Below are 17,675 nucleotides of genomic sequence, written 5' to 3' on the forward strand. Positions count from 1 at the left end.
CTTCTATTCTGCCGGCTGGATCCACATGCAGTGGCCGCCGCCGACGGCCATTTTGGCCGGCACCACGTCGCCCTGCTTCACGGTTGCGGTTTTGATTTCGTAGGCTTCCGGATTTTTTACACCGTGCGAATCCGGCGCATCCTGATAGAGCGTGGCCGCATAGGTCTTGCCCGGCTCCAGGAAGTCGAGCGTAACATCGAGCGTCCGCGCCGTCTGGTCGTTGACCGAAGCGACGAACCAGGCATTGCCTGTTCGGCGGGCAACGGAAACCGATTCCCCCATTGCCGCATGCAGCACCCGGGTCTCATCCCAGGTGGATGGCATCTGCTTGAGGTATTCAAACAGATCGGCTTTTTTCAAATATTCTTCCGGCGCGTCGGGAAGCGTAATCAGGCCGGTGTAGACAACCAGGCAACGCGCACATTCGCTGACCACCGTGGAGATATAGCTGTTCTTTTTCTTCGGCCCCTTCTTCCGCTCGCCGGCATTGATGCTTTTGATTCCGAAGTTTCCGTTGGCCTGGTCCAGCGGTCCCACCAAAGCACTGACCATCGCCATTTTAAGGAACGACTCCGGCGTGAACGCACGGCGGCTATCCTGCTGCGCGTGGCAATATTCGCGGGTGATCAGGTTCGGCATGGTGCGCTCCACACCGCTCATCGGCACCGGCCCGTCATGATGGAAGATGAGCATCTTGTTCTCCGCCGCAGCATCAATGGACTCACGGGTGAAATCAGCCTTGCTACCCATGAATCCATATTTCATCCCGACGGCGCCCAGCCCGGCATAGTAATCGAAAAGCGTCTCGTCCCCGAAATCCCCTTTCTTGCGGTCGTAATAGAGAATGACGTCCACGCCCTTTTCCTTTGCATAGTTCATGGTCTTTTCCATGTCCACTTCGGGAGAAATTTCCATTTTTCCGTTACCCGCCGAGAGGAACCAATGGTCATCGATCGTCACATATTCAATCCCCTGCTCCGAACAAAAGTCGATATAGCGCAGAAAGCTTTTTGTGTTGATATCATAGACAAACTCGCCGTTGTCGTAGCCATGGACCCGCCAGTCCCACAGCCCTTTGCCCGGCTTGATCCAGCTGGTATCCTTCAACTTGCAGGGTGCGGCCAGGTTCAGCACCACATGGTTCTCCATCAACTCCGCAATCGAATCCCCCACCAGAACGACCCGCCATGGCGTAACCTGCCCGGCGCCGGTTGAAACGCTCTGGCTTGACGCATCAACCGCGTTCGCTGCCGCGTTCCAGCGAAGCGCCATGTGTTTGAATCCGAGGCAGGAATAGAGATCCGACTCCAGCAGCGCAACCGCCGCACCATCGTCCCACAGCGAAACCAGGGGTAAGGAATATTTCTTTTGGGCAGCCAGTGCGAACGGGCCTTTCACCCCCGCCTCTCCACCATGGGTATAGTGGTTGTCGCCCGCGGACACTCTGTATTCCGAAACAAACGCGATCTGCTGTCCTTTGGATTCTTCAGAAAGGACAAAGCGGATTCCCAGACCGTCATCGAAGACCCGGCAAAGCAACGTCACCGGTGTGCCGTCCGCCGTCAGGTTCAGGGTCAGCTCGTTATGATGGTCGCGGATGGTGCTGAACTGCCCCCACACCGGCTTCCAGGTTGAATCGTTTTTCTTAATCGTCTGCCCCGTGACCGCCATCTTTGCGCCGGCAAAGATTTCCACTTTGGAGGGGGAAACCATCGATTTCCCATCCTTGGATACCGAATACAACAGCGCCCCGTCTTTCACGTCAAACGATGCCGATACCATCCCGTCCGGCGAACTGATTTCCACAACTGCAGATCCGATAGACGGCAGCAATAGTGCCACGATAAGCATGGTGATAGATTGAATATTCTTCATGATGGAACCTTTGTTGAGTTTTGGGATTCAAAATTTGATTGAAGTTACTACTTCCAGACTCTGGATTCACCTTTTTTCAGCGCAATGGTTTCGCTCAGCTTGCCGTTCGCGTAGACGCGGCATTTGCTTTCGCGGGAGGCGCGGACCGTGGCTTTAACCAGCTTGCCGTTCGCCCACTCGATATCGACCTCGAATCCACCGCGCGCCTTGAGCCCGTAGATTTTCCCGTTTGGCCAGGCCGACGGCAATGCGGGAAGCAGATGCAGGATATAGGGGGCCTGGGCCAGTTGTCCATCCGGCACCACCGGCACAAAATGCTTCGGATTCCCCGCGGCCTTCTCATAGGCAACAAACGCGGCCTGTTCGATGGTCTTCGCATTCGGGTTCACGCTGCGCAGATGGCTTTGCAACAGCATTTCGCAGACCCCCGCCGCGCCGCCGAAGTTGCCGTCGATCTGGAACGGCGGATGAAAGTCGAACAGGTTCGGATAGGCCCGTTTCGAGGTCAGGAACTGGTAGATCCGGTGCGCATGGTCGCCATCGTGAAGGCGCGACCAGAAGCAGGTTTTCCAGCCCGTACTCCAGCCGGTGGATTCGTCGCCGCGGTGCGCCATGGTCACGAGGGCGGCTTCGTAGAGTTCCTTTGTGGTGAGCGGCGAAATATCGCGCCCCGGGTGTAGGGCGATCAGGTGCGAAATATGGCGGTGCTTATCCGTTGGGCTGTCCCAGTCTTCCGGCCATTCCTGAAGCTGGCCGTGCTGGCCGATCTTCTGCGGGCAGAGTTTTGGAATCATCTCCTGCAGCGTGCGGCGGAAGGCTTCATCGGTTCCAAGAACCGTGGAGGCTTCGATGCAATCGGTGAAGAGGTTGAGCACGAGCTGCTGATCCCACGCCGCGCCATAGGATTGCTTGTTGAGTTTGCCATGTTGCTTGGAGAGAAAGGTGTTTTCCGGCGACCAGGTCGGGTAGACCACGAGCGAGCCGTCTTTCCATGGGGCGAGGAATCCGACAAAGAATTCCGCCGCGCCTTTGATGATGGGATAGATCTCTTCAAGATAAGCACGATCCTGGTTGAAGGCATAGTGCTCGAACAGGTTTTGGCACAGCCAATGCGCGGACTGCTGGCCCCGCCGGCCATGCACATTCTGCGCGGTGAAACCGAAGACATTGCCGTTAAGCCCCATGCTCCAGCCCGGTTCGACGCCGAAGGTTTCGCGGGCGGTGTGGGTGCCTGATTCGGCCAAAACTTTCATCCATTCCACAAACGGCCGGAACGATCCGGGCAGGTTGGCGGTATCCGTCATCCAATAGTTCATCTGCACATTGATGTCGGTGTGGTAATCGCAGTTCCACGCCGGTTTTAGCGAATCGTTCCAGAGTCCCTGCAGATTGGAGGGAACCGGAGCGCCGCGCGAACAGCTCAGCTGCAGATAGCGACCGTAATTGAAATACAGGTTTTCCAGCTCCACGCTCGCTTGCTGAACGAGCTGGTCGGTCGTCTTGCCCGAAGGCTCGAAATCCAACTCCAACCGGCAGCGGTTCATCAACGCCGAAAAATCGTCCACATGCGCTTTTTTAAGGGCGGCGAATCCAAGCTTAGCCGCCGCCGAGATCGCCTTTTCGCAATCCGCTTTGTAGTCGCGCCCCTTGAAGGCCGGATAAACCGGCAGATAATCGCAATAGCCCGCCAGGAGAATCGTCACTTCAGACGCATCCGAAATCGTTAACGAGCCGTCCGGTTGAGCTTCCACGTTTGCGTTCCCGGCATCGACCTGCACAACCTGCATGAATTCGACATGGTCCCGAACCATCGTTGCTTCACCGGTCAGCACCATCCTGTTGCCTGCGGCCTTCACCTGCGCCCCCTTGTGCTTGGTGGAGGTTTTTACCGTCAGGTTGAGTGTTGCGCCCTGGGCCGTATAGCGGGCCACCACCACATCGTGCGGATAGCTGCAGAAAAATTCCCGTTTGAATTTCCCGTTGCCGATCGCATAGCTGACGGTTCCCAGGCCCGTGCGCGAATCGAGCGCCCGGTGGTAGTCCTCAACCTTGTCCGGGTCGTGGCCGGTTTCGATCCATAGATCCGTGAACGGCGCATAGTTCCCGAGCGGCTCCGGACTGCTCAGGTATTTCGTGCCCAGGCTTTCCAAGCTTCCGTCCCCGGAGCCGTATTGACCCTCGCGATACGCCTTGCGCACCTGCTCGAAATCCGCAGGCGCCACGCGACGGGCCGAAGACTGCGAAACGGCGTCCTGCCCGCGCTTCGCATTCATCCACAACGTGATGTCGTTGAGCATCAGATGCTCGGCATCGATCCCGCCGGAAAACATGGCGCCCAACCTGCCGTTGCCCAGCGGCAACGCCGTCTGGATGTAGCCCAGGCCTTTCCCTTTCTTCCCTTTGCCTTCGACCGACTCCTTGGCGGGGGCATCATAGTGCAACACATGCCGCTCGTCGGCCGCGGCAACCGATGCCACGACGAGGAATAGCCCCAATATAGCTTTAAAACCGCCCATGCTCATTTCCTTGATTTTCCGGCGGTTTGCTGGCCGTCCACCGGAGGCGGCATTTTGGCATCCACCGCACGCAGCCACTTGGCAAGCTTACCATGCATGCGTTCCGCCAGCTCGGGATTCTGCTTCATCAGATTCGTGGTTTCCATTGGATCGTCCCCTAGGTTGAACAACGCATCCGGAATCGTTCCGTGCCCTTCATAAAACTTCCAGTCGCCCTGGAGAATGGAGCTGCCCATGTAATAGGTCACATCGGGCCGGTTGTGCGGGTAGTGCCAGTAGAGGGCGTCGCGGTCCAGTTTTTCCGCCCCCTGGAAAAGCGGCATCAGATCCAGCCCTTCCAGCTGGCTAATCCCCTGGGTCGCCCCGCCCGCCGCGTGCACAAAGGTTGGGAAAAAGTCCATGCTGTTCACCGGCACATCGGTCTGGGTTCCGGACTTGATGATCCCCGGCCAGCTGACCGCCATCGGCACCCGGAGCCCTCCCTCCAGCATCGAACCTTTCTTATCCGCCAGCCACGAGGTCGGCTTGTCGCCCCCATTATCGGAATAGAAAACAACCATGGTGTTGCCACGCGTTCCGGTGGCCTCGAGGGCATCCAGCACCTTGCCGACAGCGCCGTCCATGCTTTCCAGCATGGCCAGATAGGCATTCCCGCCGTTCTTTTGAACCAGCTCTTTCGGGGCCTTGATCGGGGTGTGCACCGAGTAGAACCACAAGGATAGATGAAAGGGCTTCTTCTGGTTGGCCTCAATGAACGAAACCGCTTCGTCGCCCAGACGATCCGTCAGGTATTCACCCTTCTGGCGATCCTCGACGGTTCCATTTCGGTAGGGATCGAACCACGACCTGGGCTGCCCATAGGCACACCCGCCGATATTAATATCAAAACCGTAATGCTCCGGATGGTAGCGGCTGTCTACGATACCGTCTTTCGACTTTACCGAACCTTCGCCGGCCAAATGCCACTTCCCGAGAAAGCCGGTTGCATAACCCTGTTTTTTCAACTCACGGGCATAGCTGGGCAGCTCCAGCGGCAAATGTTTAAGCGTTTCCGCATCCCGCGGTCCGCCCTTCGGTGCCGGGCGCTCCCTTCCGGCAATTCCGGGGATATGCGTGGTCAGGCCAATTTGCGCCGGCGACATGCCGGTGATCAGTGCGGCGCGGGTTGGCGAGCAAACCGTGGCCGCGGCATACGCCTTGGTGAACACCATTCCGCTCCGGGCCAACCGTTCGAGGTTCGGCGTGTTGATTTCGGGATGGCTCCCGTCAAAATCAACCCACCCCGGCCCGAGGTCATCCGCCACGATAAAAACAATATTGGGTTGTTTCCCAGCGCCCCCCGCTGCCAACGCAACCATGCATGCGCCCAACGCGAGCGTCGTCAGCATGCCGGGCCAAGATGTATTACACTTCATTTTCTTCATAATATCTTTCCGTCCATCAGCGGGAGCATACAGCCGTCCTGCCGAAACGTGAATAGCACGAACACCTATATTAACAGGTTGCCAAAGGAGCGGTATCGCCGGAAAAGGGTATTTGGCATCAAAAATCACAACCTCCCGATGTCCACCCCAAGGGTCTGGCCAACAGCAATGGAGACCGGGGCACCGAGTTCGACCGCAACCCCGCCCTCATGCTTTACCAGCGTCGCGTTCAGTTTCTTCCCATCGAGCGACACTTCGACCGTTTCCGCCTTCAACCCCTGCGGATTCAACCGAATCGTCTGGAGTTTCACGCGGCCCCAGTTCACGGCGAGTTCAGCCTGCATCCCTTCTTTGCCGATGGTCTGGCAAAAGGTGCCCCACCCTTCGGCGGCGGTGAACGGTGCACGGAAGTTTTCCGGATGAATGACCGGGTCGAAACCGATGGTGCCGGCGGGGCCGTTATAGGTGAATCCGCAGGCGGCGAGGAAACTGCCGTACGACGCCATGGCGCGCGCATAGAAATCGGAAAACTCGATTTCGTTGTAGGGGTTGCGCTTGGCCGGAGCATAGCGGTCGTGGATCGTCCGCATAACGGCGAGTCCTTTGGTGAGCAGCTCGGGATCGCGCTCGGCAATCATGTGGGCCGCGAGCTGGTGCTCGAATCCGGACATGACTTCGTTGAAGTACCCATACGTCCAGAACTCGCGTTGCTTCTCGGTAACCCCGCCGTTGGGCCACGAACACATGATGACGCCGCCGTCGCCTTTCCATGCGTAGAAGCGTCCTTTTTTAAACACTTCGCGGAAGGGGCCGACATCGGTCAGATAGTTGTATTTCCAAATGGCGTTCAGCGCGGAGCGGATGTGTTCCTCGTTATAGAGCCGTCCAAGCCCGACCTGATTGGCCCAGAATTGGCCGTAGACCTGATCGATGTAGACACCGGGGCCGACGCCGATTGCATCGGCGTGGTTCGGGTCTTCGAGTTGCTCGTAGTATTCCCCGTTGTAGAGCTTCTCGATATTCCTGCTGCCCATTTCATAGGTATCGCGGCAGAGCTTCTCAAAACCGGCATCACCCATTTCAATGGCCATCTCTTCTCCGGCACGCAGCGCGGCGAGATAGAGCGAACAGAGCACGTGCACCTTGCCGTACCATTCCGCATCGAGCGTATTGTGCTGCTCGCCATCCAGCAGTCCGTCGTAGGCATCGTCGTTTTTATCGAACTCGATCAGATAGTTGACCGCCTTTTTGATCGCCGGCCAGTTGCGCTTCAGGAACTCATCATCCACCGACATCTGGTGCTCGCGGTAGGAACGCAGCACGGTGCCGCACTGTCCATCGATCGCGACCTTGGTCTTATCCTTCGACGGGCGGAACGGAACACCGCCGTCCGGCATCTGATAGAGGCCGAAATCCGTTACCTCGCGAAGGTTGCGTTCCAACGAGGGAAACAGGCGCGCCATCGCCTGGGCGTATTGCCACACATGCGTGCAGGTGCCCGACCCGGCACCGATGCCTTCCCATGCCCACAAGCGCTCGCCGGCAAACTGCAGGTTGGCCGTCTGCATGGTACTCGCCGGGGCCATCGCCCGATCCATAAACCATTGCGGAAGCGTCGTATCATTCCACGTTTTAGCCCAGCAACGGGTCTGCGACGAAAGGCGCTCAAAATTGCTGGCAACATAGCCAGCGACCGCCGCCGAGTTGTTGAACTTCTTCGCATAGGCATCATGATTGAACCGCCAGGTGATGAGAAACGGAATGGTTTTGCGCTCGCCCGGAGCCAGCTGGGCCGAAACGCACAGGCCGTTCGCATCGTCGTTTACAACTGCTTTTGCATCGCCCACCACGGTCAACCCCAGGGAGCCTCCCGCTTTTTTGCCCATCTTCGGAATCATCAGGGAAAAACCGGTGGCCCCGTCATAGGATTCGGATTGCAGCTGGGCATTCCGACCCGGCACCTCCAACCAGCCTTCAAACTCGACCGAAACCGGTTTTGATGATCCGTTGACCAGCGTATAGGCCATCACCGTTGCCGGGAGTTTCGAGTCTTCGACGTTCAAAGGAATGAACGGCGAATACGCCGCCAGTTGCACGCTGACCGGGGACGAGGAATCTGCATAGGTGACATTGCCGACGGGCCACTGGCCCTCAAATTCAACCGACTCCCAATCGTCAGAACCCAGTTTAAATTCGGAGCCTCCTTTGATTTTCAGCGCAAAGCCGCTCTTCACCGGCGGTGGAAATTTCTCAACCGTCGGCGGATTCATGAAGTTCGCGCCGTCATGAATACGAATGGTTTTCCGCAATCCGTTTTTAAACCCGAGGTAACCCTCCGGCAGCTCGACATCCTGATCAATGATTCCCTTGGGCTGCGCACCAAAAACATCCCAGGCATACAGCTGCCCCGCACCATCGATGATCAACGATCCGCAGGCAATGCCGCCGACGGGCATGCCGATATACTGGAGCGAATCGTCCGCCTTGTAACCGCGAATGGCCGCATCGAGCGGATGCCCGCGTTCGGTCAATGACTCCACCCAATCCGGATCCAGCTCTTTTTCGGCGGGAACCATTTTGTGGTACAACTCCGCCGTCTCCATCGGATTCCTCGACGGCTCCTCAGCCTTCTGTTCAACCTGAACCGCCGCGCCTTCGGCAAGGGTCAGCTTGAGCGAGGAAAGATCCCATTGGGATGCTTTCTGTTCATTTTTAAAACGAAACACCGCGTAGCGGCTCACCAGCGAATCAGCGGGAAGCCCCATGTTTACAGCAAAGCTTTTCCCTTTCGGGGAAAGGGAGAGACTGCTCTCCGCCGAGGCCGCAGTCCATTCCGCACCGCTCTCCACATCGAGGTCGCCATCACCGAAGGTTCCAAGATAATCCACCACCAGTCCGGAGGGCTTGCCGGAAAAGGCCTTTAAGTTGCACGACAGCGAAACGCCATCTTCCGCAGCGACACCGGACAGATCAAAGGTCGCGTACCCAATGAATTCAATCTGGCCGTTGTTGTTTTTGCCGGAGCGGATCACGCTTTCGTTCACCTGCGGGTTTCCACCCGCGACAAAATACGTTCCGGAATCCGTTAACGGTACGGCCTGCGCCGCCGCAGTATACAGCAGTACGCACATCCACCAGGCAATTCGTTTCACAATCTCTTTCTCCCTCATCGACTTCTCCTTATTCAAAATCACTAGCTTACATAAAGCAGGTCACGACCGGAAGGGTTGTCATGTGGCGCAATCGCGTCACACCGAGACCTATCTATTGGTTATACCATCTTCATTTTGTAATCGTCCTAATCGTAGAAGCGGTGCCCCCACCGCTTGCCCACTGCACTTCAAGCGACGAGGGCGCCGCTTCTACGATCCCACAAGCAAACTGAAGATGGTATCCCTATTAACATAGAATCGCTACATCACGTATGTACGCCATGGCCTTCCCACAACAGCCTCCATATCGAAATTGGGTCTAACGCGCGTTTTCACCGATCAGCTCTCCATCGCCGATATCGGTTCGGGCAAATTCAAGATATTCCAGCAAATTGCTGACGACAGACGGATTGGTGGCGGCGACATCGGTCGTTTCCCCGATATCGGCTTCGAGGTCAAAGAGCATCGGCGAGGGTATATCGAACCAGTCTCCATCCCTGTAATACCTCGACCAGTAGGGATCGGCATCATGCGCGGCGTGCAGCTTCCACTTTCCGACGCGAACCGCATAAAGGTCTTCTCGGACATAATAGTAGAAGGCTTCCCGCGAGCTGACGGCACCGTCAACACCGTGCATCAGGGCGGTAATATCACAGCCGTCGATCACGCGATCTTTGGGAACGGACGCCCCGGCCAGTTTTGCGAGTGATGGCATGATGTCCTGCGTGGAGGTGATTTCATCACACACCGTCCCGGCAGGAATCCGACCGGGAGCTCTCATGACACAGGGAACCCGGAAACCGCCTTCCCAGCTCGTTACCTTGTCGCCGCGCAGCGGCAAGGCCGAGCCGCCCATCGCCTCCGCTTCAGCAACGCTGCCGTACTCGTTGACATGCGAGCTGCTGTTTCCCAGATACCATGGCCCATTGTCGCTCATATAGATCACATAGGTGTTCGAATCGAGCCCTTCCGCGATCAGCGCATCGAGGATGCGGCCGACGTTCCAGTCGAGTTCCTCGATCACATCGCCATAGAGCCCGCCCGCCGAAGTCCCCAGAAAGTCGTCGGAAACGGCCAAATCCACATGAGGCATCGTATGGGCCAGATAGACAAAGAACGGCCGATCCTTGTTGTTCTGAATAAACGAGATGGCTCCGTCGGTATAGCGCCTCGTCAGCTGGCTCATGTCCGCATTGTTTTCAATACGGGTCGTATTTTCGATGATGTTCACCGTCGAGTCGTTGCTACCGGAGGTGCCCAGGAAATAATCAAACCCCTGAGCGAGCGGGAGATAGTCCGGATCATAGGTGGTCTGGGAGTGGCCGCCTAAATCCCACTTACCGAAGGCGGCGTTCGCATACCCGACCTCCTTGAGAATCTCGGCAAGGGTTACTTCGGAATGGGCCAGTCGGCAATGGACGACAGACCTGTCGTCAGGCGTTGCGGTCCGCATCGGATAACAGCCGGTCATCAGGGCATCCCGCGACGGTCCGCAGACGGTCTGCGCATAAAAGCTGGTGAAACGGATCCCCTCGCTCGCCATGGCATCAATTCGCGGTGTCAGGATGTCCGGCGATCCATAACAACCGAGATCCTGATATCCCTGATCATCGGCAAAAACAATGACAAAATTCGGCCTGCGGTTCAGCCGGAAGAAGGCGTTTCCATCCCCATCGGCATCTACGTTCTCGCTACCGCTGAGCCGCACGGTGTCGTTGCTCTCCACATCGAAATCGACCGCAGAAAACTGCTGGAGGTCGTCAGACTGCTGCACGACATAATTCATCCCGGCGCTCTCCAGAATCAACGTCACGTTGCTCTCGCTTCCCACCGTAAGTTCGACAATGTCCGGAACCACAATCAATTCATTGGTACTGCTCTCCACTGCCGTAATCGTCAGGGCCGAAAGGACAGGAACCTTCGAGCCGGGCTTTGCAGCAATCTCTAAAACACCACCAAAAGACCGGGCTGCGGATATACGGGCAATCCGGGGATCAGCCGAAGCAACAGCCGGAACAAACCTATTCGTTAACGTCCCTGCCTGCAGGTAGGTCGTATCGGTATTCGCATTGTTCGTAAACCCACCGATCACCCCTTCAATATCGTAAATCAGCGAGTCATCCAGCCCATAGAACATCACGGTCCATGTATCGCTGGCCCCGGCCCAGTCGATTACATTCGACACGTCATAATCGGCTGAAAGACCGCTCAAGGAATCATTGGGACCGGTGCTTTTATAAAACGACGCACCAGTAACCTTCACGGAGATCCCGGTCACCGAGTTTCCATCGGCGATCCGTTTCAACATACCGTATGTACCGTTGGCGGAAATATCGTTAAAAGAATTCGCGGGAGACGTGTCGCCGAAGTCCAGCCCAATCACATCGCCCGCCGCAATCGCAGCCCCCTCTTCAGGATCCGGCCCCGACCCTGATGTGGCTTCCAGTGCCAACTGCGAGACGGCTACATAGGTACCGCCATTCTCAGTCAATTCAATGACCAATGTGCCGGGCGATGTTGTTGAGACTTCTTGGAACTCAACGTAACCATCCGACGCCGTCGCGCTCCCTGTATTCTGCGCAACTTCACCGGCAATCGTCCAGGTCGTAGAGGCGTTGGGCGTGGCGCTTGCGCGAGCGTTCCCCCCGACGATCGTGTACCGCAGAGAATCGTCCAGCCCGGTAAAGGTAATCGTCATCGTGTCGGCACTACCGCCATCAACGCTCCCAAACGAATCCGAATACACATCGGCATCCGTCGTATTCATAGGTTCGAACCCCTGCGTCGAGGCCACACTACCAACCAGATCGCGGGGGTTGCCGGATGTTACGGCCACATCAACATTAGTCAATAGACCTCCAGAGTTGAATTCAGTGACATCATCGATCATCAAAGTAGTCGCATTGAGAATATTATAATTCCCCGAGGAGGCGGTTGCACCGAAATCGACACAAACCACATCACCCGTCCCAAGCGCCGCCTGCATGGAAGAAACGTCCAACCCAAGCCCAAGCATAACAACAATCCATTTTTGTTTCCAACGCATCATCATTTTGCCGACTGCTTGGCTTTCCACTTTTTGTATTTGGCAATGCCCGGACGTTTTTTGCCGTTATCGAAGAAGCGCGCGCCGGAGCCGATGGTTCCGGCATCGCCGAGCTCAATGCGGGCACTCTCAATCTGCTTCTTGAGCCGCTCAACAATCTCCGGGTGCTGCGCGGCCACATTGACCGTCTCGCCGACATCCGACTCCAAATCGTAGAGCTCAATGGTTTTGACCTCGTCGATCATCCGCGCCCACCAGTTCATCCATTCCGGCTTGGCCGGACGTGGCAGCACCAGCTTCCAGCGGGCATCCCGAACCGCCTGCAGGTCGGTGTAGCAATAATAATAGTAGTATTCGTGGGGCGACTGGTCTGTCTCGCCGGTGATGAGCGGCAGAATATCTTTTCCGTCGATAATCAAATCAGCAGGGAGTTTTTCTCCCGCCAGTGCGGCAAAGGTCGGCAGTAAATCCATGGTGGTCACGATCGCATCCGAGGTTTTACCGGCAGGAATTTTTCCCGGCCAGCGCATGATGCACGGCACACGCGGGCCGCCCTCCCACGATTTCATTTTCGCCCCGCGCAGCGGCTCGGCATGGCCGGCATGGTCATCGATGACCCCTGTTTCAATCCATGGCCCGTTGTCCGAAACAAAAACGATCAATGTATTGCCATCCAGGTTCAGTTGCTTGAGCGTTTTAAGAATCTCGCCCATGCTCCAGTCCAGCTCCTCGATCACATCGCCATAGAATCCACCTTCCGACTTCCCGCGAAACTTGTCCGAAACACCCAGCGGAACATGCGGCATGTTGTGCGCGAGGTAGAGGAAAAACGGCTGTTCCTTGTTTTTGGTAATGAATTGAATCGCCTCTTCGGTGTACCAGGTCGTCAGCTGATCCATCTCTTTCTGCTCAATGGCTTTCACCACCACCTCGCGGTTACGAATCAGCGGAGCACGAACCTTACTCTCCTCAATTAATTTCGTAACCCCGTTAAACTTGGGCGTACCAAAAAAGTAGTCAAAGCCCTGATCCAGCGGATGCCCCTTGGTTTTTGCATCGCCGGCATGCCATTTTCCGAGAATGGCCGTGGCATACCCGGCCTGCTTCAGCACCTCCGGAATCATCAGTTCCTTGGTGTGGGGAATCGTATGCAACGCCTTCTTGTTCCCGGGTTCGGCGATGCGGATCGGATAGCTACCGGTCATCAGCGACGACCGGCTCGGCCCGCAGACCGGCGAGCCCACATAGGCACTGGTGAACAGCATTCCCTCCGCCGCCATCCGGTCAAAATTCGGCGTCTTGATATTCGGTGAACCAAAGCACCCCACGTCGTTGTAGCCCTGGTCGTCCGTCAGAAAGACAATGATGTTGGGAGGCTGCACTGCGGCCAGAACCAACGAGTGCAAACCGATCAGAATTACTCCACATATCATCCATGAAATACGCTTCCTTGAAGTCTTCATAATGCTATCTCCGCTTCTTTCTTTTCTTTGGACGCAACAGCCCAACAAACAACCCGACGGCAAGAGCGACCGCTCCCGCCAATACCCATTGATTCCCGTCGGCCCAGAGCGTGCGCAAGCTTGAGCGCTGACGGGTCTCTTCCGGAATCACTTCTGCAGCCGTCGGGACTTCGGGCAGCTCAACAACTGCAGGCTTTTCTGCAGCAGGAGCCTTCACGACCACCGGCTCCCCGACGTTTTTTGATTCTTCGACTATCAGTTGATCCATGATACAGGCGGCATTGCTGCCGGAGACCGATACCTTCATCTGCTGCACGCCCTGTTCAATCGGTACCTGCCGGGCAACGGAATACGTGCTCCATGCCGGCTCCTCGGTCACCGGCAGCGTGACGACATCTGTCGCGACCTTCCCTTGAAACTCAAAACGAACCTTCCCCTCTTCGCGAGCCCTGTAGCGAACGCTGAGATCATACTTTCCAGTCTTTGGAACATACACGGTATAGGCCAGCCATTCGCCATCGGTCAGTTCGCTGAGCGCATGCCCGCCCCCCGGCAGCGCCACAATGTCCACATCATCGTTCCGGTACGCTTTGCCCCGGTTGCCTTCGGTGCTGTCATAATACGTGCGCCCGTTTCCTGACATTGGAAACCAGTCATAGTTTTCCGCTTCGATAGCAGCCGGCAATACGTGTATTCCAAAGGTTGGAACCCCGTCTGAAAACCCTTGAACCGGATCCCCTGCACATCCATCCGGACGTCGGAACGTCAAACCGCCCCAACCGGGATGATCCGTATTCCATCCGTTGCCTTCGATTCCAACCAGATCCAGGGAGCGCTTTGTCCAGACGGCCTGATCGCCCTGCCCCATGCGGACATCAAAATGAGCCCACGCCTGTTCGTAGATGGGGCGGTGTTCCGTAAATTTACCGCGGCTCAGACGTTCAAAATCGCCTTCAAAATAGGGATTGATCGCCTTCGACTTCCAGCGACCGGTTCGATCCTTGCGCTCGATAAACTCGCCCGATTCCACCGTAGGTTCCCACGGCGCCGGCTGATCCGGATAGGACTTGATAAACGAGGTGTTGTAGCGCGCCGAAAATTCAAAGGCCTTGAGCAGCCGGTTGTCCAGATAGTTCCAGGCCGGGTCGCCCTGGTTCCAGGCCACTTCCGCCATCATCTGGAAAATGCTTAAACCAAAGTATGAATGCTGCTGGTCGCGCGAGCTTTCCTGGCACTGTCCGTTTTCCCAGAAATAGTGATCCAGCGTACCGTTGAAACCGTAATCTTCCTCCCGCGTCTCCCGCTTGGATTTATAGGTCGTGAAATATGGATTGTCGCCGATTTCCTCGGTTGAAACTCCGGGGCCGGATGCGTACGGCAGATCATCCGGCCGGTGCGGCAGCCCCTTGTAATAGTTCAGGGCGCGATCAAACATGATTTCATTATCCAGGAATACCGCCATGGAAATCATGGCCCGGAACGCAATCGCATCCTGATTGCCATGGCGCCCGGGATCGCCGTTCAGGATATTCCAGTAGAAGGATGTATCGCCTTCCGGAATCTTCGTCGTGGAATAGCCCGGATAGACCAGCATCGCCTTGAATTTTTCAATGTCTTCTTCCGCCCAGCCGTCGTAGGTGCTTCGAATGATTTCCGCACCCTCGATCATTTTCCACGGACGGTTCCCCGAATTCAGCGCGAACCCGCTCGTTTGTCGGATATTCTGCCAGGCATTGAAAATTTCCACACACTTTTGCGCGTGGCGCTCATCGCCCGTGATGTACCACATCAGCGCATTCAGGTAGGCCGCGGTTGTGTCCGAAATAAAAGCCCCCTTATTAGGCTGCGTTTCGGTCATCGAAGGATCACCCAGCACCGTGTAGTCGAACCGGGCCTTGGGAAATTCCTTCAATTGTTTGAACGTCGACCAATACGGTTCGGCCTTCGTTTCCACCATATATTTCATCCGGTCGAGGTCTGACCTTTTATGCAGGCATCCCGGATGCACAAAGGTTCGCTCCGCCATCACCGAAGAACCCGAAGCAACCGCGGCCAAAAACAGCAAACTATAACACGTCAACATACGAAATTTCATTTTATCACGTTCTCCTTGGGAGTGATGCATGGCATATGATCCACCCATCGGCTCACCGACTCCTTTCAATGGACAGCGGCTTGGGATTCTCTACGGAGCCCGCAGGCCGGACGTTCGTGTTCATCTCTTTCTCAAAACCGGCCATCGCCGCCTTAAGCTGCTGAACGATTTCCGGATGGGCGGCGGCAACATTTTTCTTCTCCGCAATATCGTCCTCCAGATTATAGAGGGCCTCTTTTCCATCGACGATGCGCAGCTTCCAGGACTTCCAGCGGACGCCTTCCAGCACACCCCAGTGGGCATAGAAGAAATATTCGTGAGGACTTTCCGCATCTTCCAGCAGGACGGGCATCATATCTTTTCCATCAATCACCAGATCATCCGGAAGCGTCGCACCGCTCAGCTTCGCAAAGGTGGGCAGCACATCCATCGCCGTCAGCAGGGTATCCGTCTCCAGTCCGGCGGGAATCACATGGGGCCAGCGGATCACCGCAGGCACCCGCTGCCCGCCCTCGAGGGTTTTCCCCTTCCCTCCGCTCAACGGTTTGGCGGAACCATTCCGGCCCGCCGGGCCGTTATCCGTGGTGAACAGCACAATGGTGTTTTCATCGCCCCCCTGCTCCTTGAGCGCTTTCAGGATTTCCCCGACCGACCAGTCGAGCTCATAAACCGCCGTCGAATACAGCTTCTTTTTGGCCTTATCATTCTCCGGAATCACCTGGGCGTATTCCTTCTTTATTTCAGGCGAGGCCGCCAACGGGCCGTGGGGCAGCGGATGCGCCACATACAGGAAAAAGTTTTCGTCCTTATGCCGCTTAATAAATTCGACCGCCCGCTCGGTGATCCGCCGGGTCAGATAGTTCGAATCCGGCATCAGTTCAATGACGTTTTCGCCTTCCATCAACGGCAGCGGCGGAAAATGAAACACCTTCTGTCTCGGATGCTTCGGACTGATGTCGTGGCTGTAGGGCAATCCGAAAAACTCCTCAAACCCCTGACGGGTCGGCAAAAACTCGGGTTGGTCTCCCAGATGCCACTTGCCGAACATGCCGGTCTTATAGCCCGCCGACTGCGCCACCTCGGCAATCGTCAACTCCTTCGGATTCAGGCCTCGCCCATCCCCCGCCAGACAGACGGGAAATGGTTTCTTATTGATTTCCTCGACCGTAATCGACGATGGAATATCCATATCAATCCGCGCCGGATAACAACCCGTCATCAGCGCCGCGCGCGACGGCGTGCAGAGTGGTGCCGCCACATAAAAGCTGGTCAGGCGCGCGCCCTCCTTGGCCATTTGGTCGATGTTCGGCGTAAAAACATGGTCGCCACCAAAACAGCTCAGATCCGCATAGCCCTGGTCATCCGTAAAGATGATAACGAAATTGGGCTTCGATCCCGCGACATCCGCAGCACTCCGCTCCGACACACGAACCGGCTTGCCCACCGTTGCAGGCGGGCCGCCTGCGGTACGTATCGCAGCCGGCTCGGCTGCCTTTAGAGTCAGCGCGCTCACGGCGGACGCCTTTGCTCCGGAAACGGTAATCACCAAATTGCCCTTCCCATCCGTGGGTAACCCTTTCAAATCGAAAAAGTTTGGATCTTCAGACACGTCATCATTAGTAACGCTCCGCCCGGCGGCGCTGTAGGTCGTTCCATTCGGGGCATCATTCTTCTTAAAGGCGGTTCCAATGTTTAGGTCATACCCAAACGCATCGTTCAAGCCCGTAAAGGTAATGGTCAACAATCCGCCCTTCCCGGTTACCACTCCGATCCAGTCCGTCAGATTCTCGGTGCTGTATACCACAGGTGGATTGCCAAGGTTATGTTCGGCATCATCGTTCGAAAAATATGCGGTCGCATCAAGAATCACCGACACCCCGTCCATGGTTGCCCCCGACAAGTTAACGACCGAGCTGTTCGTCTGGACGAGATGATTCCCCACCACAAACTTTTGCGCACCTTCTGCAAGCACATTAAAATGATTGGCATGGGCAACCGGCCCGAAATCGACACCGATCACATCGCCGACGGCTATCTCGTCTCCACGGGCACCGATCCCCAGAACCAACGCGAATCCCATTACTGCACGAAAAATCTTCACACG

8 protein-coding genes are annotated in these 17,675 nt (G+C 56.4%); all 8 read right to left on the reverse strand.

From position 1 onward, the window contains the following. Positions 1-3 precede the first annotated feature (3 nt). The 8 genes from E9954_RS08580 to E9954_RS08615 all read right to left on the reverse strand — a co-directional run bounded on the left by E9954_RS08580 (position 4) and on the right by E9954_RS08615 (position 17,672). On the reverse strand, positions 4-1,875 hold the full coding sequence (locus tag E9954_RS08580) for a glycoside hydrolase family 97 protein (RefSeq protein WP_136078780.1): 1,872 nt from the start codon (positions 1,873-1,875) through the stop codon (positions 4-6). Between the two features lie 47 nt (positions 1,876-1,922). After that, complete coding sequence (locus tag E9954_RS08585) at positions 1,923-4,391, reverse strand: glycoside hydrolase family 95 protein (RefSeq protein ID WP_222847109.1); 2,469 nt, start codon at positions 4,389-4,391, stop codon at positions 1,923-1,925. Between the two features lie 2 nt (positions 4,392-4,393). Further along, the gene (locus E9954_RS08590; protein WP_136078782.1) at positions 4,394-5,815 is read right to left on the reverse strand and encodes a sulfatase; all 1,422 of its coding nucleotides are present in this window, start codon (positions 5,813-5,815) and stop codon (positions 4,394-4,396) included. A gap of 125 nt (positions 5,816-5,940) precedes the next feature. Continuing rightward, the gene (locus tag E9954_RS08595) at positions 5,941-8,985 is read right to left on the reverse strand and encodes a GH116 family glycosyl hydrolase (protein ID WP_136078783.1); all 3,045 of its coding nucleotides are present in this window, start codon (positions 8,983-8,985) and stop codon (positions 5,941-5,943) included. Positions 8,986-9,286: 301 nt separating this feature from the next. Continuing rightward, positions 9,287-12,019, reverse strand: coding sequence for a sulfatase family protein (locus E9954_RS08600; RefSeq protein WP_136078784.1), 2,733 nt, complete (start codon positions 12,017-12,019; stop codon positions 9,287-9,289). Beyond that, on the reverse strand, positions 12,016-13,476 hold the full coding sequence (locus E9954_RS08605; RefSeq protein ID WP_136078785.1) for a sulfatase family protein: 1,461 nt from the start codon (positions 13,474-13,476) through the stop codon (positions 12,016-12,018). The genes E9954_RS08600 and E9954_RS08605 overlap by 4 nt, the downstream gene beginning before the upstream one ends. Before the next feature lie 4 nt (positions 13,477-13,480). Continuing rightward, positions 13,481-15,571: an alginate lyase family protein gene (locus tag E9954_RS08610; RefSeq protein ID WP_168442099.1), complete on the reverse strand. Its 2,091-nt coding sequence runs from the start codon at positions 15,569-15,571 to the stop codon at positions 13,481-13,483. 52 nt (positions 15,572-15,623) lie between these two features. After that, positions 15,624-17,672 carry a sulfatase family protein gene (locus E9954_RS08615; RefSeq protein WP_222847110.1) on the reverse strand — a complete coding sequence of 683 codons (2,049 nt, stop codon included), beginning with the start codon at positions 17,670-17,672 and terminating at the stop codon, positions 15,624-15,626. Positions 17,673-17,675: the final 3 nt, after the last annotated feature.

The organism is Pontiella desulfatans, from assembly GCF_900890425.1.
Classification (GTDB): domain Bacteria; phylum Verrucomicrobiota; class Kiritimatiellia; order Kiritimatiellales; family Pontiellaceae; genus Pontiella; species Pontiella desulfatans.

Bases quoted from the DNA above. Each gene is read 5' to 3' on its own strand.
- E9954_RS08610 (WP_168442099.1), bottom strand. From the start codon at position 15,571: ATGAAATTTCGTATGTTGACGTGTTATAGTTTGCTGTTTTTGGCCGCG.
- E9954_RS08600 (WP_136078784.1), bottom strand. From the start codon at position 12,019: ATGATGATGCGTTGGAAACAAAAATGGATTGTTGTTATGCTTGGGCTT.
- E9954_RS08595 (WP_136078783.1), bottom strand. From the start codon at position 8,985: ATGAGGGAGAAAGAGATTGTGAAACGAATTGCCTGGTGGATGTGCGTA.
- E9954_RS08590 (WP_136078782.1), bottom strand. From the start codon at position 5,815: ATGAAGAAAATGAAGTGTAATACATCTTGGCCCGGCATGCTGACGACG.
- E9954_RS08580 (WP_136078780.1), bottom strand. From the start codon at position 1,875: ATGAAGAATATTCAATCTATCACCATGCTTATCGTGGCACTATTGCTG.
- E9954_RS08585 (WP_222847109.1), bottom strand. From the start codon at position 4,391: ATGGGCGGTTTTAAAGCTATATTGGGGCTATTCCTCGTCGTGGCATCG.
- E9954_RS08605 (WP_136078785.1), bottom strand. From the start codon at position 13,476: ATGAAGACTTCAAGGAAGCGTATTTCATGGATGATATGTGGAGTAATT.